Origin of the sequence: Savagea serpentis, assembly GCF_015351395.1 — a bacterium.
GTDB classification, from domain to species: domain Bacteria; phylum Bacillota; class Bacilli; order Bacillales_A; family Planococcaceae; genus Savagea; species Savagea serpentis.
On sequence record NZ_JADKPV010000007.1, the window covers coordinates 12,871 to 38,281 of the forward strand.

Below are 25,411 nucleotides of genomic sequence, written 5' to 3' on the forward strand. Positions count from 1 at the left end.
ATCTCTTTACTATTGAGAATTTAGTCCGATATAAGTAGTAGAGAAAAAACATGCGGAGGTGTCACGATGAACATACGAGTTTCAGGCTCAGCTGTTGCGACTCCGATGAATAACCAATCCTCTTCGGAAGAAACAGTAGTCGAACAAGTGCGAGAATCACAAGAAATTGCACAAATGAAAAGTGAAATACAAGACCAAATGACGAAAGAACAAGCGAAGCAAATGGCAGATAGTATGAATCATTTTTTAGAAACCGTGGATACGCAATTGCGTTTTAAATACCACGATCAACTTAATGAGTATTATGTCACAATTGTAGATTCTAAAACAGACAAAGTAGTTCGAGAAATACCATCGAAAAAATTGATGGATATTCATGCGGCGATGCGTGAGTATATCGGTTTGTTAGTAGACCAAAAAATTTAAGTATGAGGTGTTGAAAAAATGAGAATTAGCGGTTTAGCTTCTGGGATTGATACAGAGTCAATCATCAATGATATGATGCGTGCACATCGATTACCTTTAGATAAAATTACGCAAAAAAAACAATATTTAGAATGGCAATTGGACGATTACCGTTCAATTAACCGCGATCTTCGTAAGCGTTCGGATGATTTATTCGACTCGATGCTACGTTCATCGGCAGCATTCAATAAAAAAACAGTGAACATTTCAAATCCAGATGCGATCAGCATTAAAGGAGATAATGCTGCGAATAACTTCGCAGGAACGATTCAAGTGACGCAACTTGCAAAACAAGCTTCTATGCAAAGTGGAGGTAAAATTGAAGCGTCAGGCAAACAAAAATTATCAGAACTTGGGTTTGTATCAGAAGGCGGAACGAGTTCTATTACAGTAGCAACTCCAGATGGTAAGGAAAAAACGGTTCAATTAAAAGGAACGATGTCATTAGATGACGCGATGAGTGCAATTACACGTGAAACAGGTGCGATGGCATTTTATGATGAACATTCTGGAAAAATCGCATTAACAGCGAAAGAAACAGGAGAAGGTAACATCACTGTATCGGGAGACTTTGCTGAAGCAGTAGGGTTGCCACAAGGCGAAGGCGAAAACGAAAACTCTATCGCAGGACAAAACGCAAAGTTCGTTTTCAATGGCTTAGAGACAGAACGCACGTCGAATACATTCGATATTAGCGGCTTCGAAATTACATTGAAACAAGTGACAGATCAACCCGTTACATTTACATCTGCACCAGATACGGATGCAGTAATTGAAAACATCGAAAAATTTGTCAACGATTATAACGAATTAATTAGTGGTTTAAACAGTAAAGTACGTGAACCGAAGTATCGTAGTTTCCACCCACTTTCGTCCGAAGAGAAAGAGTCGATGAAAGATCGTGAAATCGAATTGTGGGAAGAAAAAGCGAAAAGTGGTACATTGCGTAACGATCCAACGTTAACGAACATGTTATCAAATATGCGTCTTGCGATGACTTCTTCTATTAAAATTGGCGAAGGGGAGAATGAACGCTCAATTTCATTACGTGATATCGGAATTACAACTTCTTTAGCGTGGTCAGAAAATGGTAAACTCGAAATTAATAAAGAAAAATTACGTGAAGCAATTATGGAAGACCCGAGCGCAGTGCGCGAATTGTTCGCACAAAGCACGACAAACAGTGCAGACGGTAAAGGTGGAATCGCAATACAATACCGTAAAGCGATGGACGACGCACGCTCGACGATTTCACAACGAGCAGGTACGGCAGGTGCAGGTAATGATTCATTCACTCTCGGTCGTTCAATGAAAGCGATGAACCAACAAATTGAACGCTTTGAAGAGAAATTAAAAGCGACAGAAGAACGATACTGGAAACAATTCTCCGCGATGGAGAAAGCGATTCAACGTGCGAACGAACAATCTGCACAATTAATGAACTCATTAGGCGGTATGTAACGCTTCATGAATATAGACAAGAAAAGGGGACAAGTTTCATGTCGATGAATAATCCATACGCTGCATATAAAAACAATGCTGTGAACACATCTACACCAGGTGAATTAACATTGATGCTTTACAATGGTGCACTCAAGTTTATTGAGCAAGCGAAGCGAGCAATCGATGAAAAAAATATTTCGGAGAAAAATACAGCGATTCAAAAAGCACAAGCGATTGTAACGGAGTTAATGATTACATTAGATCGATCTGTGCCGATTGCTGAAAATATGCTTATCTTATATGATTATGTGAATAATCGTTTGATTGAAGCGAACATTCATAATAGCATCGAACGTTTAGAGGAAGCGGCTGAAATTATGACGGAATTTCGCGATACTTGGAAAGAGGTCATTCAAATTCAACGCAAAAAGCAATATGCGAATGTGGATGAAGTATGATTAGAGCTGAAATGAAAGAGTGGCATACACTCACGGAAAATATGATTCGCCTTTTGGAAATCGTAGAAGAAGAGAAGCGAGATCTTGTCATTGAACAAGTGGAGCTCTCTTTAGCGAAGCGGGAAGAACTGCAAAGTTGTATTCAACAACCTTTTACAGAAGAGGAAATTGAGTTTGGTAAAAAACTTATTTTAGCGGACCAACAATTAAATAAAAAGTTGAATGTTTATATGTCAGCAATTAAAAAAGATTTGTCCAATACACAAGTGAAAAAAGATACGATGCATAATTACATGAACCCTTATGATAAAGTAGCACGTGATGGGACGTATTATGATACGAAACAATAAACGAAAGCAATAAATAGGTATTACCTATTTATTGCTTTTTATAATTGTAAAAGGTCGATTACGAATGTAAACTTTGTTATAATGAATGTAGTGATATCGCTCACTTGAAATGAAAATATAGAACTCTCATCTATTTTTGCTATTTTCAAAAAATAAATGAGTGCAAATGACGAGGAGGAATAGTTTTATGTTTGATTACAATATCCGTGGAGAGAACATCGAAGTGACTCCAGCAATTCGCGAGTACGTTGAAAAGAAAGTATCGAAGTTAGAGCGTTACTTTACTGAGGGTATTACAGCAACTGCACATGTAAACTTAAAAGTGTATAACGACAAACAAACTAAAGTGGAAATTACAATTCCGATGAAAGATTTAACATTGCGCGCTGAAGAGCGTCACGATGACATGTACGCAGCGATCGATTTAATCGTCGATAAATTAGAGCGTCAAATTCGTAAATATAAAACACGTGTCAATCGTAAAGCACGTGAAAAAGGTGGAGTGGAAGCGTTATTCGCATCACTCGAACCATCAAAAGACGAAGAGGAGTCATCAGATTCAGATATTCAAATCGTTCGCACAAAACGTTTTGATTTGAAGCCGATGGACAGTGAAGAAGCCGTTCTTCAAATGAACATGCTCGGTCATAATTTCTTCGTCTACACAGATGCAGAAACAGATAGCACAAACATCGTTTACAAACGTAAAGATGGAAAATATGCTTTAATCGAAACAAATTAAAGCAAGGTCCAAACTGTCCTCGAAGAACTTTGTTCGAGGACAGTTTTTTCAGTTCTTTGCAAGAAGATATTTAGAATGTATTGCTCTTTCTGAGAGGTTAGTATTTTTTAAAATGGAATTATTTTTCTAGCTCGATATTTGCGCCTATGTTTTCACAATGTTAAAATAAAGAGTGATATGAATGAGGATGTGACGAAAAGTGTTAGGCTTATTAAATAAAATTTTTGATCCGAATAAAAAAGATTTAAAACGTTTAGGGAAAGTAGCAGATCAAGTTGAAGCATTGCAACCTAAGATGGAAGCGATGTCTGAACAAGAACTACAAAGTATGACCGCTCAATTTAAAGAGCGCTTGGCGAACGGGGAGACGTTGGACGATATTCAAGCAGAAGCATTTGCTGTTGTTCGTGAAGCGGCGAAACGCGTATTAGGGTTGCATCCATTCCGTGTTCAAATACTCGGTGCTGCAGCTTTACATGAAGGGAATATCGCAGAAATGAAAACAGGTGAAGGGAAGACATTGACGTCTACTTTAGCTGTTTATTTAAACGCGCTCACGGGCAAAGGGGTTCATGTCGTTACGGTGAACGAATACTTAGCGAGTCGTGACGCCGAAGAGATGGGTATGCTATACAATTATCTCGGTTTGACAGTCGGTTTGAACTTAAACAGTATGTCGAAAGAAGAGAAAGCGGAAGCGTATCAATGTGATATTACGTACAGTACGAACAATGAGTTAGGCTTCGACTATTTACGTGATAATATGGTGCTTTACAAAGAACATAAAGTACAGCGCCCACTTCATTATGCCGTCATTGACGAAGTGGACTCTATTTTAATCGACGAAGCGCGTACACCGCTCATCATTTCTGGACAAGCGGCAAAATCAGCAGACTTGTATCAATTAGTGAATCGTTTCGTCATCACGTTGAAAAAAGAAGAAGATTACACATACGATGAAACGACAAAAGGTGTCACATTAACAGAGGCTGGAATCGAAAAGGCAGAACAAGCATTCAATATTGAAAATTTATTCGATCTTGAACATGTTACGCTCAACCATACGATTAACCAATCTTTAAAAGCGCATGTCAGTATGCAAGCGGATGTAGATTATGTCGTTCAAGATGGTAAAGTCGTCATCGTCGACTCTTTCACAGGTCGTCTTATGGAAGGTCGTCGCTATAGCGATGGCTTACACCAAGCGATCGAAGCAAAAGAAGGACTCGAAATTCAAAATGAGTCGATGACGCTTGCGACAATTACGTTCCAAAACTACTTCCGTATGTACGAGAAACTTTCAGGTATGACAGGTACTGCCAAGACGGAAGAGGAAGAATTCCGCAACATTTACAATATGAATGTCGTTGAAATTCCAACGAATCGTGAAATCGCGCGAGAGGATCGCCCGGATTTAATTTATTCAACGATGGAAGGAAAGTTCAAAGCAGCAGCGGAAGAAATTAAAGAACGTCATGAAAAAGGACAACCTGTATTAGTCGGTACAGTAGCGATCGAGACAAGTGAGATTATCTCAGCTTTCTTAAAAAAATGGAAAGTTCCGCACAATGTATTAAACGCGAAAAATCATGAAAAAGAAGCGGAAATTATTTTAAATGCTGGTCAAAAAGGCGCGGTTACAATCGCGACGAACATGGCTGGTCGTGGTACGGACATTAAACTCGGCGAAGGTGTCAAAGAATTAGGTGGACTCGCTGTCATCGGTACAGAACGTCATGAATCACGTCGTATTGATAACCAGTTACGAGGTCGTTCGGGTCGTCAAGGAGATCCAGGAGTTACTCAATTTTATTTATCCTTAGAAGATGATTTAATGCGTCGTTTTGGATCAGAACAAATGAAGAATATGATGACCAAACTCGGCATGGATGACTCGACACCAATTCAGTCGAAAATGGTATCACGCTCTGTTGAATCTGCACAAAAGCGTGTAGAAGGAAACAACTTCGATTCACGTAAGCGTCTTTTACAGTATGACGATGTATTACGTCAACAACGTGAAATCATTTATGCTGAACGTAACGAAGTACTCGAACTTGAAAACGTACGCCCGATATTAGAAGGCATGATTGAACGTGTTGTAACACAAACAGTTCACTCTGCATTTGAAGGTGAAGAGAACGAGTATAACGCGCAAGGTTTGCTTGATTATGTCCATGCGAACTTATTGCCAGAAGGCACTTTAACGAAGTCGGATTTAGAAGGTAAAACAGCGGAAGAGCTAGTTGAATTCATCTTGAAGCAGGTTGAATTGCGCTATGATGAAAAAGAAGAAGAGCTCGGCGAAGAACAAATGCGCGAATTTGAAAAAGTTGTTCTCTTACGTGCGATTGATACGAAATGGATGGATCATATTGATGCGATGGATCAATTGCGTTCAGGTATTCATTTACGTGCATACGGTCAAACAGATCCGCTCCGTGAATATCAATCAGAAGGTTTTGCGATGTTCGAGATGATGGTGCATGCAATTGCACAAGATGCTTCGAAATATGTGATGAAAGCAGAAATTCGTAACAACCTCGAGCGTGAAGAAGTAGCAAAAGGTCAAGCGGTCAATCCGAAAGAAGACGGAGAAGGTCCTAAGCAGAAGCCTGTTCGCCGAACTTCAACAGTGAAGCGCAACGACCCTTGTCCATGTGGCAGCGGCAAAAAATATAAAAACTGTCACGGCAAAAATTAATTTTACAATTTCAGGAGGAACATGATGATTCAATTATCAGATATACGTAATGAGCTCGACAATACAGCTAGTGAAATAGCGGACTTCAGGGGGTCTCTTTGACTTAGAAAACAAAGAGCCACGCATTCAAGAACTAGATGAAATTATGGTCGATCCCTCTTTTTGGGATAATCAAGAGGCAGCCCAAAAAATCATTTCGGAATCGAATGCTTTAAAAGCAGTCGTCGATTCTTATAAAGAACTTGTGGAAACACAGGAAGAACTTGAAATGACTCATGAACTTTTGAAAGAAGAGATGGATGAAGAACTGTTTGAAGAATTGGTGGCGGATATGAAAGCATTCCGCAAAAAGCTCGATAATTTTGAGCTTCAAATGTTATTGAGTGACGAATTTGATCAATATAGTGCTGTGCTCGAGATCCATTCTGGAGCAGGAGGCACGGAGTCTCAAGACTGGGCATCGATGCTGTTACGCATGTATACACGTTGGGCAGAGCAACATAATTATAAGGTGGAGACACTGGACTATCAAGCGGGGGATGAGGCAGGCGTCAAGTCTGTCACTCTCTCGATTAAAGGACATAATGCGTATGGCTATTTAAAAGCTGAAAAAGGAGTTCATCGCCTCGTACGTATTTCACCTTTCGATTCTTCAGGGCGTCGTCACACATCGTTTTCATCAATTGAAGTGATGCCAGAATTTGACGGTGATATCGATGTCGAGATTCGTTCAGAAGATTTGAAAATCGATACGTACCGCTCTAGTGGAGCGGGAGGACAGCATGTCAACACGACAGATTCAGCTGTCCGAATTACACATATTCCAACAGGCGCGGTCGTCACGTGTCAGACAGAGCGCTCTCAAATTAAAAACCGTGAACGTGCGATGAATTTATTAAAAGCGAAATTGTACCAAATTCAGCGTGAAGAAGAACGTGCGCGTCTCGACGAAATTCGAGGAGAACAGAAAGAGATTGGCTGGGGAAGCCAAATTCGTTCATACGTCTTTCATCCATACAATATGGTGAAAGATCACCGTACGAATGAAGAGAGTGGAAATGTACAGGCGGTGATGGATGGAGATATCGATCCATTCATTAACGCGTATTTACGTTCTCAAATCTCTTAATGTTTAGTTTATATTCATCTGGGTATACTCATTAATGACAATCACATGACGATTCAGTATACTTTTTGGATAAGTTGAAGATACTTTAATCTATATGTGATGTAACATTTGGTATAATGAACAATGAATTTCATATATTAAAAGGAGGATGCAAAGTGAAAAACAAATTACTTGCAGTCTTATTCGGAACAACATTAGTATTAGGAGCTTGTGGAGGTGGCGATTCGGATGGAGATAAAAAACCTGAAGAAAACGCTGGTGGAGCAGAACAAACAGCATCAATCAACGTGGATGATGCACCAGTAAGCACGGCATCATGTGTTTCATGCCATGGTGGAAGCTTTGAAGGAAAAAGCTCAAACCCTTCACTAGTAGGAGTAGGTTCTAAATACTCTGAAGATGAAATTTTAGACATCATTGAAAATGGTAAAGGTTCAATGCCAGGTGGAATGATGAAAGGCGAAGACGCTCAGAAAATGGCAGCTTGGTTAGCTGAACAAAAATAATAAAAGATTCATGATATTTTATACCTTTCTTAACATTGGTTAATACTAATGTTAAGAAAGGTTTTTTAAATTTTTACAATAAATGCGCGTTATGTCGCTTAAAATTCTTGTATTGTAAATGAAATATAACTGTAATGTAGTATTGAATTATTTCGTGTTACAATATGATTTGGATAGAACAGACAGAAAGCTTATAACAAAAGCAAAAACAGGTGGTTTGAATAAAATGATAGTGATGGAAGATGTATATAAAAAGTACTCAAATGGTGTCGTCGCTTCCAACGGAATTAATGTTGAAATTCCGACAGGTGAATTCGTATATGTCGTCGGCCCAAGTGGCGCTGGAAAATCGACTTTCATCAAGATGATGTACTGTGAGGAACGTCCTACAAAAGGAAATGTAATCATCGACGGAGTCAATTTATCTAAATTGAAAAAGAGAGAAATTCCTTTGCTAAGAAGAAAGATAGGAGTAGTATTCCAAGATTTTAAGCTTTTACCGAAGCTCAATGTTTTTGAAAATGTTGCCTTTGCGTTAGAAGTAATCGAAGAATCCCCTAGTCAAATTCGTAAAAAAGTGAATGAAGTATTACAATTAGTCGGTTTGACAGCGAAAGCAAGAATGTTCCCACATGAATTATCGGGTGGAGAACAACAGCGTGTTTCTATTGCACGTTCTATTGTGAACATGCCAAAGGTTGTCATTGCAGATGAACCAACTGGAAACTTAGATCCCGAGACGTCATGGGAAATTATGAATATTTTTGAACGAATTAATAAGCGTGGTACAACCATTGTAATGGCTACGCATAATAAAGAAATTGTAAATACAATTCGCCATCGCGTCATTGCGATAGAAGGCGGTTTAATTACGAAAGATGAATACGGAGGCGATTACGGTTATGAAGCCTAGAACATTTGGACGTCACATACGTGAAAGTTTCAAAAGCTTAGGACGAAATGGCTGGATGACATTCGCTTCTGCCAGTGCAGTAACCGTTACGTTATTTTTAGTCGGCGTCTTTGCAATCATTATGATGAATTTAGGCGTGCTCGCTAACAATATTGAAGAGAATGTCGAAATAAAATTGACCGTTGATCCAGCAGCCAATGAAGAAGCAGTTGAGCAACTCACTGCAGAAATAAAAGCGATTAAAGAAATAGGGACGATTGAACATGCCACGAAAGAAGAAGAGTTGAATCATTTAGTTTCTACATACGGTGATGAATTTAATTTATTTAAAATGAGCAACCCACTAGGAGATGCCTTCTATATTCGTACGACGGATCCGCTAGATACACCGAAAGTATCGAAAAAATTAGAGAAATTAAATTATGTATCGGATGTTGTATATGGCGAAGGAACGGTTGAAAAGTTATTTAATGTTGTCCAAATTAGTCGAAATGTAGGGCTGATCCTTATTATCGGCTTATTATTTACGGCGATGTTCCTCATTTCGAACACGATTAAGTTAACAATTAACGCTCGTGGTACAGAAATCGAAATTATGAAACTTGTCGGTGCGACGAACTCATTCGTCCGAATCCCATTCGTGTTAGAAGGAATTTGGCTCGGAATATTAGGAGCGATCATTCCGATGACGGTGTTATCTATCGCCTATCATCGCTTATACGCATGGCTTAGTCCGCAGTTAAAAAACGAGATTTTACAATTGCTTAGTCCGTCACCATTTTTATTCCAATTGAATGGTTTATTATTATTACTTGGCGTTTTAATCGGAGTTTGGGGAAGTTTTATGTCAGTTCGTAAGTTTTTAAAAGTGTAAAGTATTGAGAGGAGTCATGAGAAGTTGAATAAGAAAAATTGGTTACATACAGGTGCGATTGCTCTGTTATTAGCAACAGTTCCTTTAGGCGCAGCAGATGTTTCAGCGGCTTCATTGAAGGAACTTCAACAACAGAAAAAAGAAGCAGATAGTAAAAAAAGTAACTTACAACAAGATATTCATCAAAAGAAATCAGCCATCACGACGAATCAATCTAAAATCGATGATATTTTAAGCAAAATAAAAGAATTAAATCAACAAATTGACAAGACAAATCAAGAAATGAATACAGTTCGTACAAATATCGAGAATACGAAAAAAGAAATAGATAAATTACGCAAATCTATTGAAGATTTAGAGCAAAAGATTGAAGAACGTGATGTCGTGTTACGTGAACGTGCGCGCACACTTCAAACACGCGGTACATCGGTGAGTTATGTCGAAGTATTACTCGGAGCGAGTAGCTTTGCCGATTTCATTGATCGTTTTTCAACAGTAACGACTTTAGTAGAAGCTGACCGCAACATTATGCGTCAACAACAAGCGGATATTGAACAGTTAGAAGAAGAGAAAGAACTCGTAGAAAGTAAATTAACGAAATTAGAAAAACAAGAAGCAGAATTAAAAGATTTAAAAGCAAAATTAGATGGTCAAAAACAACAACAAAATAAACTAGTTGATCAATTAGAAGCAGAACAACAAAAGCTCTCTGAAGAAAAAACAGAGCTTGAAGAAGAATTCCATGAAGTATTTGAAGTAAGTAAAGAATTAGAAGGTCAAATCGTTGCCGAACAGCGTCGACTTGCTGAAGTAGCACGTAAACTTGAAGCTGAACGAAAAGCAGCTCTCGCGGCACAGCAACAACAAAACAGCTCAAATAGTGGAGGTGGAAGTACTTCTTCAGGAGGAGGTAGTTCTACACCTAATATTCCAGCAGTCTCTGCGGGTACTTGGACAAAACCAGCAAGTGGTCGTTACACCTCTGGTTTCGGATGGAGAAAGCATCCAATCCAAGGGATTATGAAACAACACCGTGGAATCGATATTGCAAACTCAGTAGGAACACCTGTCGTTGCAGCATCTGATGGTGTCGTCTCTAAAGCGGGATGGATGGCTGGATTCGGGAATGTCATCATGATTACACATTCTATCAACGGTCAAATTTATACGACGGTTTACGCTCACTTGTCAGGTATTAATGTTAGTTCTGGCCAACAAGTAGGCAAAGGACAACGTATCGGAGCGATGGGCAATACTGGGAATTCATCTGGTTCTCACTTACACTTTGAAGTACATGTCGGTACATTCTCAGGAAGTGGCCCAAGTGCAGTAAATCCATTGCGTTTCATTTCATTATAATTTAAAAAGCTAGAAGAAATTGCTTAGGCGATTTCTTCTAGCTTTTTTTAAGGAATCGGGCAACATTATTCAAATTTTCATCAAAATACGATAAGCTAAATAAAGCATGAAGAAGAGGTGAACGAAGCGTGAAACGTCAAACCGTCTTATCACTCCTATTTATTACAATTATCGTAGCAATGCTTGTCTATACGGTGAAAGAAAGTTTAAATGACCTTGCAGACATTGAGCCGTATCATGGGGAAGCGGTCGTCGATAATGAACGAGTAGAAGGAGCTGTTGGATTACAAAAAGGAGATATCGCCCCGAATATCCAATTGAAATCATTACAAGGGGATGTCATCTCATTACATGACTATCGTGGTCAATATGTCATCCTAAATTTCTGGGCGTCTTGGTGTGGACCGTGTCGTGTTGAAATGCCCCACATGGAGAGCTATTATCGCGAATACAAAGAACAACATGAAGTTGAATTGCTAGCGGTTAATTTAACGAGCGATGAGCGAAAAGGACGACAAGGAATTGAATCATTCGTCGATAAAAATCGTCTTACTTTTCCTGTTTTATTAGATCAAGAAGGGTATACGAAAAAAGAGTATCATATTTTGCAAATTCCGACGACGTATATTTTAGATCGCGAAGGTGTCATCGCATACAAAATTATGGGACCGCTTGATGAAAAGAAATTAATTGAATTAATGGAACAATTACAAGAACAGTAGACTCTTTTTGGGTCTACTTTTTTTCTCAAAAATTTCAATTTAGGAGTTCATTTGATACAATGATAAACAAATAGAAATCGAAATGATGGAGTTGTAAAGAATGACACATATAATCGAAAGTATCCAATATTTTATAATGAATCCGATTTGGGTTTTCGCCTTAATCAGTTTAGTTTTAGTAGGTTATGTTCGTGTGAAACGCGAAAGAAGCCAATTTTATACTCGCATCGACAAAGGACTGGAGGAAATGAAAGAAGGAATGTTTAAAGGGATAGGTGTAGGTGTGTTAGCGTCTATCTTATTTATAGGTATTGGGATTCTTGTAAGCCCTCTCTATTTGCTTTTTCTGACAGGCGCTCTCCTTATTCTTTTGTTTTTCTTTAATTTCATTTTTTTATCATCGATTTATCCGTTAATTGTAGCTTTTTTTGGGACTTTTTTGTTTCTTCAATCGAATGAATCTATAGAGATTTTCGGAATGACTTTGGATCAATCGATGAGTATGAATGAACTGGCAGTTTCTTTACTGTTCATCGGAGCTATTTTATTGATGGGAGAGTCCATTTTATTACTCCATTTGAAGAAGCGGAGTCCTTCTCCTTATTTAAAGAAAACAGCGAGAGGAAGATATGTTGGAGCATTTCGTATGAAGCAGTTGTGGGTCGTTCCTTTACTATTCGTCATACCTGGAGATTGGGTGGACGGGCTTCCTTATTGGCCACAACTTGCATATGGAGAGACGAGTTTTTCATTTATCCTTTTTCCTTATGTAATTGGTTTCCAACGTCAATGGTTATCAACGTATCCGAATGAAGGTTTACAAATAGAACGTAAGCGATTAATTCAACTTAGCCTCATCGCCTTCATTTTAGGTGTTATTAGTTTGATGTATATGGACATTGCGATTTACGCTTTAGCGATGGTCGGATTGTTTGCGGTGATTCGTTCTTTCGTTGCTTTAATGAAAGAACGTAAGGACGAAGCATTCGTTAAACCTTTAAATGAAGGCTTACCGATTGTCGGCGTCCTTCCAAATAGCCCAGCGGAACAAATGGGGTTGAAAATAGGTGAGGTGATTCGTTCTGTTAATCAACAAATTGTGTATGATGAAAAAGGATTTTATGAAGCGGTACAAAAAAATGCGGCACATTGCCGTTTACAAGTGTTAGGACGCAATCAAGAAATACGTCTAGAACAAACTGTGTTATTTGAACAAGATCATTTTAAGTTAGGTTTATTATTTATGACGGAAAAAGCGACATCTGGAAAGTAGGAAGTACAATGGATTCTTTTGAAACGAAATTATTACTCGCCTTATTTTTACCTGGCATACTCGTCGTTTTTTTTACTCGTGTTACGTTTCATCATTACGTCGGGCTTATTTTAACGCTCGCTTTAATTGCAGCGAGTGTTTATGCCGGATATACGCATAGTTTTTGGCTTTATGTTGCGGATGCATTCTCTTTAACAGTCGGTTATTGGTATGCAAGTCGCATGGTGCACGAAGCGAAGCAGTGAACTTTTTGATTTTTCCTACGTCATAATGTTGAATGTAGAAAGAACGAAGGTGTGGACATGCTGGAACAATGGTTTGATGTTGAATATGTGATAGAATTAGCTGAAAAATATAAAGCGCTCGGTCCATTTGTCGGAATATTGCTTCCGATGATCGAATCGTTTTTACCTTTTTTACCGCTGTTCGTCTTCGTCTTTGCAAATGCAGGGGCGTACGGATTGTTGAAAGGTTTTGTTTTATCGTGGATGGGTACAGTGATTGGAAGTTATGCGGTTTTTTTACTCGTTCGCAAATATGGACGCAATAAAATGTTAAAACGTTTAACGACACACTCGAAAGTGGAAAAGCTCATTTTTTGGGTAGAACGCAACGGTTTTGGGCCTTTATTTTTACTTATTTGTTTTCCTTTCACTCCGTCAGCCCTCGTGAACTTTGTAGCGGGTTTGTCTGATTTGAAACGGACTCATTACTTATTCATTTTAATGATGGGGAAATTTGTGATGATTTTTACGATTAGTTTTATCGGATATGATTTACGCGCTTTATTTACACAACCTTTACGTACAGCATTGCTTGGACTATTTATCGCCCTCCTTTGGTTTGTCGGAAAGCGTGTAGAAGCGCATTTAAATGCAAAAGTCGAAAAAGATTTTAATGAGTTAACGAAGAAATGAACATCATCATGAGCTTACTCTCGCGTATAATGAGGGTAAGCTTTTTTGAAAGGGGAGAATGCAATGATTCGCATTATTACAGGACGAGCAGGTGTCGGAAAGACAACGCTCATCCAAAAAGAAATTGCAGAAACATTAAAAGCATCACCTATCGGAGAACCAATTATTGTCATCGTGCCGGATCAACAATCGTACTCGATGGAGTATGATTTAACGACAAAGTATGACCTAGGGGGACTCATTCGTGCAGAAGTGTTGACATTCAAACGCCTCGCCTGGCGTATCCTTCAACAAGAAGGGGGCATTACTCGTCAAGAAATTGATCAGTACGGTTATTCGATGTTACTTCGAAGCATATTAGAAGAAGAGCGAGAACGTCTTCAACTGTTTCAAAATGTCGCAACACGTCAAGGGTTTATTGATCAGCTGACGAGAATGCTTCAAGAATTTGAACGTTATCGTATCGATCATGAAGCACTCGCTCGTTTAGAAGAAGAGATGGTCGCCAAAAAGATGAATGAAACGCTCATTCGAAAAATAAAAGATTTACGTTTAATTGCTGAACGTGTAGAAGGGCATATCGGTACACAATATGTCGATAGTGAACGTTATTTACGTATGCTTGCTGAAGCGATTCCGCATAGTGCACATTTGAAAAATGCCACGATTTATATCGATGGATTTGAAGATTTTACAGAACGTGAAATGGAAATTATTGAAGGGCTCGTATTAAATAGTCAATCTGTTACATTCTCCGTCCAAGTGGATTTAGCGAAAGAATATAGCGATGTCTTTTTACAAGGAAGAAAAATGTATGACAAACTTCAGTTGTTACTAGAGCGCAATCATTTGAATATTGAAGATCAAGTGACATTAACAGATATGCATCGCACAAATAAAAGAACTTTGCGACATGTGGAGAAAATGTTTGATACGCATCATGTCACGCCAATTGAAGCGGATGATTCACTCACAATTATTGAAGCGGAAGACCAACAGGCTGAGATTGATGCAGTTGCTCGAGAGATCATACGTCAAGTGAAGGAAGGGAAGCGTTACCGAGATATAGCGATTATGTATCGCCAATCTGAATTGTATGACGATTTATTGAGGCAGCGCTTATCCCATTATGGCATCCCATTTTTCTTAAGTATGAAAAAGCCGATGCTCCATCACCCTTTAATCGAATTAACTCGCTCTGTGCTGGATATTGTAAAATCCAATTGGGCATACGAACCGATGATGCGCGCTTTAAAAACAGAACTCTTTTATCCTGTCGATGAACCGCTAGAACGTTGGCGCATGTCGGGAGAACAATTTGAAAACTTCGTATTGATGCGAGGGATTGTCGGAAAGCGCTGGTTTGATGAAGAGCGATGGACGTATATTCAATACCGCGGATTAGAATCAATCGGTCGTAAGCAAACGGATGAAGAATTGCAAAAAGAAGCACTCATTCAAGAGATGCGAGACCGAATGTGTACACCTCTTGCAATATTTGAAGCGAAGGTGAAAGGAAAACAAAGAGGGCGCGTCATCATTACGGCTTTATTTGAATTGATGGAACAATTGAATGTTTTCGAGCATTTAATGCGTTTGAGAGAAGTGGAAATGGAAAATGGTTCTCTTGAAAAAGCATCGGAGCACGAACAAGCATGGCGTAAATGGGTACATGTATTAGAGCAATTCGATATGATGTTTGGCGAACGTGAGATGACGATTCGAGAAGCGATTCCCATTTTAGATGAGGGGCTTGAAACGTTGACATTTAGTCAAATTCCACCAGCGGTCGATCAAGTGACGATTACGGCATTTGAAACGTCGAGTATTTCGAACCCTGATTTGTTGTATGTCATTGGGGTAAATGATGGTGTCATCCCTGCTCGTATGGATTATGAAGGTTTGCTTTCAGATCGAGAACGTGAATTTTTTGAATCGGTCGGTTACCCATTAGCATTATCGACGACAGAACAGTTAGAGCGAGAAACGTATTATTTATATCGCGCTTTAACAGCTGCACGGGAAAAAGTGACCATTACTTACGCAGTAGCAGATGATGAAGGAAAAGCACTTTTACCGTCCATGTTTATTGAACAATTAAAACAAATGGTTCACGACATTCCCGTTCAATATGTCGTGAACGATGTGAGTGAATTGCAGGAAGAAGCGGAAAAATATGTCGTGACATTGTCGACATCCCTTACGTATTTCATCCAGCAATGGCGTGTTGCTGAGTATGACGTTCAAAAAATGCCGATGTTTTGGCGCTATGTTTACGAACAGTTAAAAAAAGACCCGTTTATTCATGTCATTTTGCGAAGAATGATGGAGCGTACGGTATCTCGAAATAAAGAGAAGTATTTACATCCGGACATGACGAAACAATTGTACGGAGAAAAATTTGTCTCGAGTGTTTCGAGAATTGAATCTTTTTATAATTGTCCATTTCAACATTTTGCAAGTTATGGTTTGCAGTTAAAGGAGCGAACGCAATTTACATTAGAGCCCCCTCAACTCGGAGACTTATTCCATGCTGCATTAAAATATGTTCATGAAGAAATCAAACGTCGTCAACTCGCATGGCATGAAATTGATCATGCTTTAAGTGCAGAATTAGCCCATGAAGCGTTACAACAGCTCGCTCCTTATTTCGTACATCAAATTTTATTGTCAAGTTCTCGATATACGTACATTATGCGTAAACTTACTTCACTCGTTGAGCAAACAGTCGGTACATTAGGCACACAAGCAAGACGTTCGATGTTCCAACCTGTGAAAGTAGAAGCGGGATTCGGCCCAGGAGAAGGTTATGATATGCCACCACTTCTCATTCGTCTACAACATGATGTTGAAATGGAGTTACGAGGTCGAATTGATCGCATTGACGCATTAGAAAAAGAAGATAAAACGTACATCCGCATTGTCGATTATAAATCGTCAGCACAACAACTCGATTTGAGTGCGGTCTATTATGGACTATCTTTACAAATGTTGACGTATTTAGAAGCGGCTGTCGTTCATGCACCGATTTGGTATGAAAAAGAAGTGCATCCTGCAGGGATGCTTTACTTCCACGTGCATAATCCACTCATTAAAGCAGATGACTTAAAAGAAGATCAAATAACAGCTGAAAAAATTGCAAGTTATCAAATGAAAGGATACGTAACAAATGAGTTGTCGGTCCTTCAAGCGATGGATGAAGTATTGAAAGAGAAGGGAGCAAAGTCACAAGTCGTTCCCGCTCAATTGACGCAAGCAGGAAAGTTAAGCGCGCATTCAAAAGTGTTAACGGAAGACGATATGTACGTGTTGATGAATCATGTTTCTAAAAAGCATGAACAAGCGGGCAATCAAATGATTGAAGGAGACACTCGTGTTTATCCTTACATGTACGACGGTAAAAAACCATGTACATTTTGTAATTATCGATCTGTTTGTCAATACGATGAAACCGATCCAGCGTATGACAGAAGAGATTTGACGAAGTTAAATGAGAAAGTGGCGTTAGAAAGAATGAGAGGGGAGCGATTAAAGTGATTCCAGAAAAACCACAAACGACGACGTTTACAGATGCTCAATGGGAAGCGATTTGGCATACGGGAAGTGATGTGCTCGTAGCTGCTGCTGCAGGGAGTGGTAAGACGAGAGTTCTCATCACTCGACTCATTGAAAAGGTAATTGCAAAAAAAAATCCGATCGATGTGGACGAGTTGCTCGTTGTGACTTTTACAAATGCTGCAGCTGCAGAGATGCGTCAACGGATGGCAAGCGCTTTAGAAGAAGAGTTACAGCGTCAACCGAACAATGAACGTCTGCGCAAACAATTAACATTGCTTAATAAAGCACATATTTCGACCATGCATTCATTTTGTTTACATGTTGTGAAACAATATGCATACATGCTTGATATCGACCCTGCTTTTCGCATCGCCGATACGATGGAAGCTGCTTTATTACGCGAAGATGTGTTAAGTGAAGTGCTTGAACAATTGTACAGTGAAGAAGAAACCGTTCAATTGACGTATGCGCTCGTCGATAGCTTTTCGTCGGATCGTTCAGATATTGATATTGAAACGTTGATTGAACAATTGTATAACTACGCGGCCGTTGACCCAGATCCTGTTGGATGGCTTCGCACATTGCCTATCTTATACGCGATAGGAGAAGAAGTGACGATTGAACAGCTACCAATCACTTCAATCGTCTTTGATTCTCTCGATGCTACATTACAGGAAGTGAATATGCAATATGAAGCGATACGGAATCTCGCTGAACAACCAGATGGACCGAATGCCTTTTTAAAAACAGTCGAAGCGGATGAGAAGATTGTAGGTGCTTTCGCTGAAGCGCTTAAAAGACGCGATTGGCAAGCGATGTACGAGAGTGTGACGAGCGTTCAATTTCCACGTGCAACATCTATCAAAAAAGATAGTTGTGATCCCCATCTTGCAGAGATGGTAAAACAACTGCGAAAAGAAGCAAAAGAAACAATTGAAGCATTACGAAATCGCTACTTTGTAAGACCTCCAGCACGCTTAGTAGAAGAAATGCGACAGATGCATCCTTTAATTGAACATCTCGCTGCTGTAACGGAACGCTTTTATGAAGCGTATCAAGAAGCAAAACGGGAACGTGCGATTGTCGATTTTGCTGACTTAGAACATTATGCATATGCAATTTTAACAACGGAAGAAAACGGCATGCGTAAACCGTCTGAAATTGCAGAGCTGTATCAAGAAAAATTTGAAGAAGTACTCGTCGATGAATATCAAGATACGAACTTATTACAAGAAGCGATCATTCAACTCGTGAAGCGCAATAGCGAAGGCCATGGTAATTTATTTATGGTTGGGGACGTGAAGCAGTCGATTTATCGTTTCCGTCTCGCTGAACCGCAATTGTTTTTACAAAAATATGCACGCTTTACAAAAGAATCGAAAGACGGTCACGGAACGAAAATAGATTTAAATGCGAACTTCCGCAGTCGCCCAGAAATTTTGCAAGCGACAAATTTCATTTTTTCTCAACTGATGGGCGCAGATGTAGGAGAGATTGTGTATGATGACGATGCATCATTAAAATATGGTGCACGTTATGAAGCGCTTCATGCTCCTGTAAACCTCCATCTCATTACGGATTCGGAAGAAGAACAAATGATTGATGTATTAAAGGAAGAAATGAAACCAGAACATTTAGAAGCTCGCGCTATTATTCAACAAATTGAAAAGCTTATGAGAGAGGGTGCGGAAGTAACGGACGCCTTTACAGATGAAAAGCGCCCGATGGAATATCGAGATATCGTCATTTTATTCCGCTCGATGACTTGGGCGAATACTTTCGCTGAAGAATTTAAACGAGCGAATATCCCTTTATATGTTGAGTTACGGGACGGTTATTTTGATGCGATTGAAGTGCAAGTGATGATGAGCATACTGCAAGTCGTCGACAACAGTTATCAAGATATTCCACTTGCAAGCACATTACGAGCACCATTTTTTGATTTTACGAACGATGAGTTAAGTGATATTCGGAAGACGGTACGTTCGGATACATTTTTTGAAGCGGTGCAACAATATACGCAAGAAGGACATGCGAAGTCTGAAGCTTTATTAGAAAAGTTGAACCGCTTTTTCTATTTACTCAAACGATGGAAAAATATTGCGCAACACGGTTCGGTGACAGAATTAATTGCTGCGATTTTAGAAGACACGTATTATTACGAATATGTTGGAGCTTTACCGAATGGAAAACAGCGCCAAGCGAATATTCGCGCTTTGCAAAATAGGGCACGTTCTTATGAACAAACGTCGTATCGTGGATTATTCCGATTTTTACGTTTCATTGAACGAATGAGAAGCCGTGGCGAAGATTTGAGTGTGGCAAAACATGTGACAGATCGCGATAATGTCGTTCGTTTAATGACGATTCACGCATCGAAAGGGCTGGAATTTCCATACGTTTTCGTCGCAGGTCTAGGAAGAACCTTTAACGAACGCGATTTACGAGAAAAATATTTATTCGATCAACAGTATGGCATCGCGGTAAAAGCGATTGACCCGAAATTACGCGCGATTTATACGTCATTACCATTCAACGCTTTAACGGAAAAGAAAAAATTGGAATTGCGTGCAGAAGAAATGCGTATTTTGTATGTCGCGATGACACGAGCGAAAGAACATCTTCATTTAGTAGGCTCAGTGAAAAATTTCGAAACAGCAACGTATAGCTGGCAACAAGTAGCGCAACTATCAGAGGAACAATTGTTACCTTCTTACGTTCGATCGAATGCTTCCAACTATTTAGATTGGCTTGGACCTGCACTCGTTCGTCATGAACAGTTTCCTTTGGAAGAAAGAATATGCACGCCTTTAATCAATGATTCACAATGGCAGTTTACAATGTGGGAAGCACATACGCTCCTTCCAAGAGAGCAAGAAGACCGAATGGCTGAAACATCACAAGAAGAAGCGGTAGAAGTTCCATCTGATTTTAACGACTGGTTAAATCAAGAATATGTTGCGGTTGCTGCAACGGAAACACCATCTAAACAATCTGTTACTGGATTGAAACGTTTAACGATGCTGGAACAGTTCGATGAGGAGCAATTATTCCGTCAACAACCGTCAGAAGAACAAAAAGAATGGACATATGAACGCCCATCCTTTATGCAGGAAGAGCGCAAGTTGTCAGGTGCTGAAAAAGGAACGGCTGTCCACGCTTTAATGGAACATCTCAATTTCCAAGAGACGTACGATGCTGAAAAATTACAGTCCTTTATCGCTCATCTCGTACACCGTCAATTGTTGACAACAGAAGAGGCACAAGCACTAAATGTTGATTCTCTTGTGAAACAATTGCCAGTCATTCAACAAAAATTATCACTCGCTCGTACAATTTGGAATGAAGTCCCATTTACGTATTCCTATGAAGTCAACGGAGAAGCGACATTATTGCAAGGGATTATTGACTGTTTATACGAAGATGAACAGGGAGAGCTTCACATCGTCGATTATAAAACAGATCGTGTAATGTATAATCGCACATGGGAAGAAGCGCGAGCAGAATTAATGAAACGGTACACATTCCAACTACAGACGTACAAATCGAGTGTAGAACAAATTACGAAACGGCCTGTCGCTCATTGTTTTATTTTTTCTTTTGATTTAAATGAATGGATTAAGCTTGTATAATAAATCATATAGATGCTCCCTGTTCTAGGGAGCATTGTTTTTTAAAAAAGGGGGAAATCATTTGAATACAGAACAACCGGTTGTCAATCAGCAACTTATGCAACCGTCAAAGCGAATTATGACATTAGATGTGCTAAGAGGATTAGCGCTATTCGGTATTTTAATTGCGAATATGTTGCATTTTCAATCGCCTTATATTTATATCGATCCACATACATTTTATAATTCACCTATCGATGCGTTAACATTTAAATGGATCGATATTTTAGTGGAAGGTAGTTTTTATCCGATTTTCGCCATGCTATTCGGGTACGGTATTAACATGCAATATGAAAAAGGACTTGCCCAAAATCGTTCAACGGTCGGCCTTATGTTACGTCGCTTTTCTTTATTGATGGTATTCGGACTCATTCATGCGATTTTCATTTGGTCAGGAGATATTTTATTTACGTATGCGATTTACGGTTTCCTTATGATTTTAATCGTCCGTATTCCGAAGCGTATTTTACTCATTTTATCTGTAGCGCTTTTCACGGTAACGAACGTGTTATTATATGCCGTTACTTATTTAATTGCACAGACGTCTGGTGCGATGGAAGAGTTTGTCGATATTCAACAAATTGAACTCGCCATTACCGCGTATGCGCATGGCACGTATTTAGAAGCATTGCAATTCCGCGTGGGAGAATGGCTCATTTACGGATTATTAAATTCCGTATTTGCCGGATTTTTAATCGTTCCTCTCATGATGTTCGGTGTTGTTTTTTCGAAATGGAAATTAATCGAACGTGGAGCAACGTTGTGGAAAGTATGGCTCGTTTTCATTCTTATATTTGGACCGCTCGGCTTTTATTTCAAAGCATTACCTTACTTGAAAGAACCACGTATTGACTATGGTATTTTACAAACGGCTTTTGGCGGACCGTTCGTCGGTTTGTTTTATATGGGACTTGTCGTTTTACTCATGGCAACACCGCTTCAAAAAATATTACAGTTTCTCGCCCCTGTCGGAAAAATGTCACTGACAATTTACATCATGCAATCCATCGTAGCGACACTGATTTTTAATCATTACGGTTTAGGTCTTTATGGAAAATTAGATTTGTCTACTGGAACGTGGATTGCATTTGGGATTTTTGTCATTCAAATCATCCTAGCGAATTTATGGCTAGCTCGATATGAGCGTGGGCCACTCGAAGCGCTATGGCGGAAATGGACATATCGTAAACTATAAAAATAGTATGATAATTGTAGGTGAAATGTGTCGCATCATGTATACTGATGGTATAGAGCATAAAGGAGGATGGAAACAACATGAAGTTGTTAACTTTTGAAAAAGATGGATTTGAATCGTACGGCCCGAAAGTAAAACGCGAAGAAGCGGTATGGGATATACTAAAAATTGCGGTTGCTCACAATAAAGAGGACTTCCCGAAAACGATTCGTGAAGGCGTCGCAAAAGGCAATGAGTTCGTCGAAGCGATTCGCTCGCTCGTAGAACGTGCTGAAAAGAGTGACAATCCAAGTGAATATAAGCATGCATTTAATGAGATTACTTGGAAAGCGCCGATTCCAAAAACAGCTAAAAATATTATGTGTGTCGGGAAAAACTATGCGGATCACGCGGTAGAAATGGGCGAAGGAAAAGCGCCTGAAAAAATTGTGATTTTCACGAAAGCGCCAACGACAATTGCTGCAGATGAGCAGACGATTTCGGCACATGCGGACGTGACAGAAGAATTAGATTATGAAGCGGAACTCGCAATCGTGATCGGCAAGCGTGGTCACCAAATTCCACGTCAACTCGCATATGACTACGTATTCGGTTATACGATCGCGAACGATATTAGCGCGCGCGATATCCAGTATAGCCATCAACAATACTTTTTAGGCAAAAGCTTGAATGAAACATGTCCGCTCGGCCCTTATGTTGTAACGAAAGATGAGATTCCAAATCCACATAATTTATCTGTCGTAACGAAAGTGAATGATGAAATCCGCCAAAACGGTCATACATCGAATATGATTTTTAAAGTGGAAGACATCATTGCTGAAATTTCACGTTACGTGACACTTGAACCAGGAGATATTATTTTAACCGGTACTCCAGCAGGCGTCGGTAAAGGAATGAATCCCCCACAATTTTTAAAAGCGGGCGATGAAGTGAAAATTTCCATCGAAGATATCGGTACATTGACGAACCGTTTTCAATAATGTTTGAAAATGAATAGAAGATGAATTTTAAATAGAAACAAGAAATAAACCCATGGTACTTTTGACAATTGTGTCAAAGTCCATGGGTTTTTCCATAAATTTAATCGTCTTGGAAGTGAAATAGTAGGTAGTCATTCTCATCTATGCTAGAATGGAATTATACTAATTTAAATTGAGGTGAAAGACAACATGCAAGATATGTTTCCAGATTTTATGGTAAGTGGTACACACTTACACATATTCACATGGGTAGTCGGAATTGTATTATTTTTAGCAGCATCACAAATGAAAGTCGGATCGAAAGGACGTAAAGTGCTCCATATGATCGCACGACTTTTCTATATTTTAATTTTAATTTCAGGATTTGCTTTATTTGCGCAGTATCAATCCGGAAATAATGCGTTATACGGGATTAAATTTGTACTTGGATTAGTGACGATCGGCTTTATGGAAATGGTACTCGTTCGCGCTGAAAAAGGAAAAGATACAAAGATGTTTTGGATTTTATTCGCGGTCGGTGTACTCGCTACTGTTTTCCTCGGGTTCAAATTACCAGTCGGTATCGCATTTTAAACATAGTTTTTAAAAAGATGAGGCTGTATTGTGAAATACAGTCTTTTTTTATGGGAAAAAACATAGAAACGATGGTTTCAAAATAATGAATTTGTTAAACTTATGAAGAGATAGTGAAGATAGGAGGAACCATTTTGCACAAAATGAAAATAGCGATGCTGACATTCGTTTTCGTCTTAACGTTTGGCAGTTTTCCGATACATGCTTTGGCGATGAGTCCGGAGGAGCAAAGTATTTATGATTTGAATGTAGACCGTTTTAATAACGGAACACGCGATAATGACAAAGATGTGGACTTAAATGATCCATCTGCGTATTACGGTGGCGACTTTGTCGGCGTGAAAGAGCGTTTAAATCATATTAAAGAAATGAAATTTACGACCGTCATTCTCGGGAATGTTTGGAAATCATCTAACTTTTTAGGTGAAAATACGACATCTTATATCGAAGTAAATGAACATTATGGCACTCAAGAAGAGTTAATTAGTTTAGTAGCAAAAATGCAAGATGAAAAATTAATGGCCGTAGCCGACTTTCCAATCGATCAATTAGGTGACGCTCATCCGATACGCAAAGCGCATGAAACGTCAGCAGACGGCCAGTGGACAATTGTAGATGAGACACTCGTCTCAACAATGGCTAAAGAAATTGTAGCATCCATCGATAAGTATGGTTGGGACGGGATTCGTTTAACGAATACTCAAAATTGGGATGCAGCATCACTGGAGTCTCTCATTGATCTTATTAAAAAAGAAGCAGATAAGTTAATTGTTATGACACTTGAACAAACAGAAGCGAACAATGTAGACATATTTCATAATGAGTCGTTGATGCAAACATTCCATGATACATTTATTCAATTCAATAGTGGTGTGACATTGTATGAACAAATGCAAAATATCGATCGTCGTACACAATTGCAAGTAGACCGTATTGATCAGCTGCGCATGACGTATGAAATGGTGGAATTACGTATGTTCCCACCAACACGTTGGAAAACAGCTTTAACTGCTCTATTCATGCTCCCAGGCGTTCCTACAGTTACTTACGGATCAGAGATTGCCATGAATGGTGAGACAGTTGAAGAAGGCTTACAAATGATGAATTTCAAAACAGAAATGGAATTAAAAGATTATATCGGAAATTTAAACACATTGCGTCAAGAATCTGAAACGATTCGCAATGGAGAATTTGAATTACTTCACAATGAAGATGATTTCACAGTGTTTGCCCGTTATTCAGAAGATGAACATTGGATTGTCGTTATAAACAATAGTGACGACACGAAAAAATTCAGCATTCCGAAAGAGCGTTTTGGAGAAGATAAAGTAAAATTACGTGGCGTTTTAAATCAAGATTTAATTCGCTTAACGAAAGATGATCAATACAATATTATTCAAGATCGTGAACGTGTGGAAGTGTATTATGTAGAAGAGGATAAAGGATACAATATCCCTTATTTAATCGCATCGATTATGGTGTATGCGGCGTTTATTTTATTTTTATATGTCGTATTGAAAAATAGTCGAAAAAAACGCGCGGCAAATTCATAAGAAATAAGAGAGGGGGAGCCTAACAG

The 25,411-nt window shown here is 39.1% G+C and carries 21 protein-coding genes; all 21 read left to right on the forward strand.

From position 1 onward, the window contains the following. Nucleotides 1-66 precede the first annotated feature (66 nt). Nucleotides 67-426, forward strand: coding sequence for a flagellar protein FlaG (gene flaG / locus IRY55_RS11500; RefSeq protein ID WP_194563470.1), 360 nt, complete (start codon nt 67-69; stop codon nt 424-426). Nucleotides 427-444: 18 nt separating this feature from the next. Next, complete coding sequence (locus tag IRY55_RS11505; protein ID WP_194563471.1) at nt 445-1,926, forward strand: flagellar hook-associated protein 2; 1,482 nt, start codon at nt 445-447, stop codon at nt 1,924-1,926. 38 nt (nt 1,927-1,964) lie between these two features. Beyond that, nucleotides 1,965-2,366, forward strand: a complete 402-nt coding sequence (gene fliS / locus IRY55_RS11510; RefSeq protein WP_194563472.1) for a flagellar export chaperone FliS — start codon at nt 1,965-1,967, stop codon at nt 2,364-2,366. Continuing rightward, on the forward strand, nt 2,363-2,716 hold the full coding sequence (locus IRY55_RS11515; RefSeq protein WP_194563473.1) for a flagellar protein FliT: 354 nt from the start codon (nt 2,363-2,365) through the stop codon (nt 2,714-2,716). The genes fliS and IRY55_RS11515 overlap by 4 nt, the downstream gene beginning before the upstream one ends. A gap of 187 nt (nt 2,717-2,903) precedes the next feature. After that, nucleotides 2,904-3,458 carry a ribosome hibernation-promoting factor, HPF/YfiA family gene (gene hpf / locus IRY55_RS11520; protein WP_194563474.1) on the forward strand — a complete coding sequence of 185 codons (555 nt, stop codon included), beginning with the start codon at nt 2,904-2,906 and terminating at the stop codon, nt 3,456-3,458. 199 nt (nt 3,459-3,657) lie between these two features. Continuing rightward, nucleotides 3,658-6,162 carry a preprotein translocase subunit SecA gene (gene secA / locus IRY55_RS11525; protein WP_194563475.1) on the forward strand — a complete coding sequence of 835 codons (2,505 nt, stop codon included), beginning with the start codon at nt 3,658-3,660 and terminating at the stop codon, nt 6,160-6,162. 27 nt (nt 6,163-6,189) lie between these two features. Further along, nucleotides 6,190-7,291 (forward strand): peptide chain release factor 2 gene (prfB, locus tag IRY55_RS11530; RefSeq protein WP_194563548.1). Its coding sequence is split into 2 segments (ribosomal slippage): nt 6,190-6,261 and nt 6,263-7,291, totalling 1,101 coding nucleotides; the frame shifts between segments, so codons are not numbered across the junction. 155 nt (nt 7,292-7,446) lie between these two features. Beyond that, entirely contained in the window at nt 7,447-7,797 is a 351-nt protein-coding gene (gene cccB, locus IRY55_RS11535; RefSeq protein ID WP_194563476.1) for a cytochrome c551, read from the forward strand. Between the two features lie 226 nt (nt 7,798-8,023). Continuing rightward, a complete protein-coding gene (gene ftsE, locus IRY55_RS11540) occupies nt 8,024-8,710 on the forward strand; it encodes a cell division ATP-binding protein FtsE (protein ID WP_194563549.1) in 687 nt (228 codons plus the stop codon). Then, nucleotides 8,700-9,584, forward strand: a complete 885-nt coding sequence (ftsX, locus tag IRY55_RS11545) for a permease-like cell division protein FtsX (protein WP_194563477.1) — start codon at nt 8,700-8,702, stop codon at nt 9,582-9,584. The genes ftsE and ftsX overlap by 11 nt, the downstream gene beginning before the upstream one ends. 24 nt (nt 9,585-9,608) lie before the next feature. After that, nucleotides 9,609-10,943: a murein hydrolase activator EnvC family protein gene (locus IRY55_RS11550; protein WP_194563478.1), complete on the forward strand. Its 1,335-nt coding sequence runs from the start codon at nt 9,609-9,611 to the stop codon at nt 10,941-10,943. Between the two features lie 128 nt (nt 10,944-11,071). After that, nucleotides 11,072-11,665 carry a peroxiredoxin family protein gene (locus IRY55_RS11555; RefSeq protein WP_194563479.1) on the forward strand — a complete coding sequence of 198 codons (594 nt, stop codon included), beginning with the start codon at nt 11,072-11,074 and terminating at the stop codon, nt 11,663-11,665. 478 nt (nt 11,666-12,143) lie between these two features. Next, nucleotides 12,144-12,938 (forward strand): PDZ domain-containing protein, encoded by a 795-nt coding sequence (locus tag IRY55_RS11560; protein ID WP_194563480.1) that lies wholly within the window; start codon nt 12,144-12,146, stop codon nt 12,936-12,938. An 8-nt stretch (nt 12,939-12,946) separates the two neighbouring features. After that, complete coding sequence (locus tag IRY55_RS11565) at nt 12,947-13,183, forward strand: CsbA family protein (RefSeq protein WP_194563481.1); 237 nt, start codon at nt 12,947-12,949, stop codon at nt 13,181-13,183. 57 nt (nt 13,184-13,240) lie between these two features. Continuing rightward, a complete protein-coding gene (locus IRY55_RS11570; protein ID WP_194563482.1) occupies nt 13,241-13,855 on the forward strand; it encodes a TVP38/TMEM64 family protein in 615 nt (204 codons plus the stop codon). 63 nt (nt 13,856-13,918) lie between these two features. Next, nucleotides 13,919-17,392 (forward strand): helicase-exonuclease AddAB subunit AddB, encoded by a 3,474-nt coding sequence (gene addB, locus IRY55_RS11575; RefSeq protein WP_194563483.1) that lies wholly within the window; start codon nt 13,919-13,921, stop codon nt 17,390-17,392. Next, nucleotides 17,389-21,045: a helicase-exonuclease AddAB subunit AddA gene (addA, locus tag IRY55_RS11580; RefSeq protein WP_194563484.1), complete on the forward strand. Its 3,657-nt coding sequence runs from the start codon at nt 17,389-17,391 to the stop codon at nt 21,043-21,045. The genes addB and addA overlap by 4 nt, the downstream gene beginning before the upstream one ends. Before the next feature lie 61 nt (nt 21,046-21,106). Further along, nucleotides 21,107-22,279: a DUF418 domain-containing protein gene (locus tag IRY55_RS11585; protein ID WP_194563485.1), complete on the forward strand. Its 1,173-nt coding sequence runs from the start codon at nt 21,107-21,109 to the stop codon at nt 22,277-22,279. An 80-nt stretch (nt 22,280-22,359) separates the two neighbouring features. Further along, the gene (locus IRY55_RS11590; RefSeq protein ID WP_194563486.1) at nt 22,360-23,259 is read left to right on the forward strand and encodes a fumarylacetoacetate hydrolase family protein; all 900 of its coding nucleotides are present in this window, start codon (nt 22,360-22,362) and stop codon (nt 23,257-23,259) included. Nucleotides 23,260-23,448: 189 nt separating this feature from the next. Next, entirely contained in the window at nt 23,449-23,832 is a 384-nt protein-coding gene (locus tag IRY55_RS11595; protein WP_194563487.1) for a YisL family protein, read from the forward strand. A 143-nt stretch (nt 23,833-23,975) separates the two neighbouring features. After that, the gene (locus IRY55_RS11600; RefSeq protein WP_235961135.1) at nt 23,976-25,385 is read left to right on the forward strand and encodes an alpha-amylase family glycosyl hydrolase; all 1,410 of its coding nucleotides are present in this window, start codon (nt 23,976-23,978) and stop codon (nt 25,383-25,385) included. Nucleotides 25,386-25,411 lie beyond the last annotated feature (26 nt).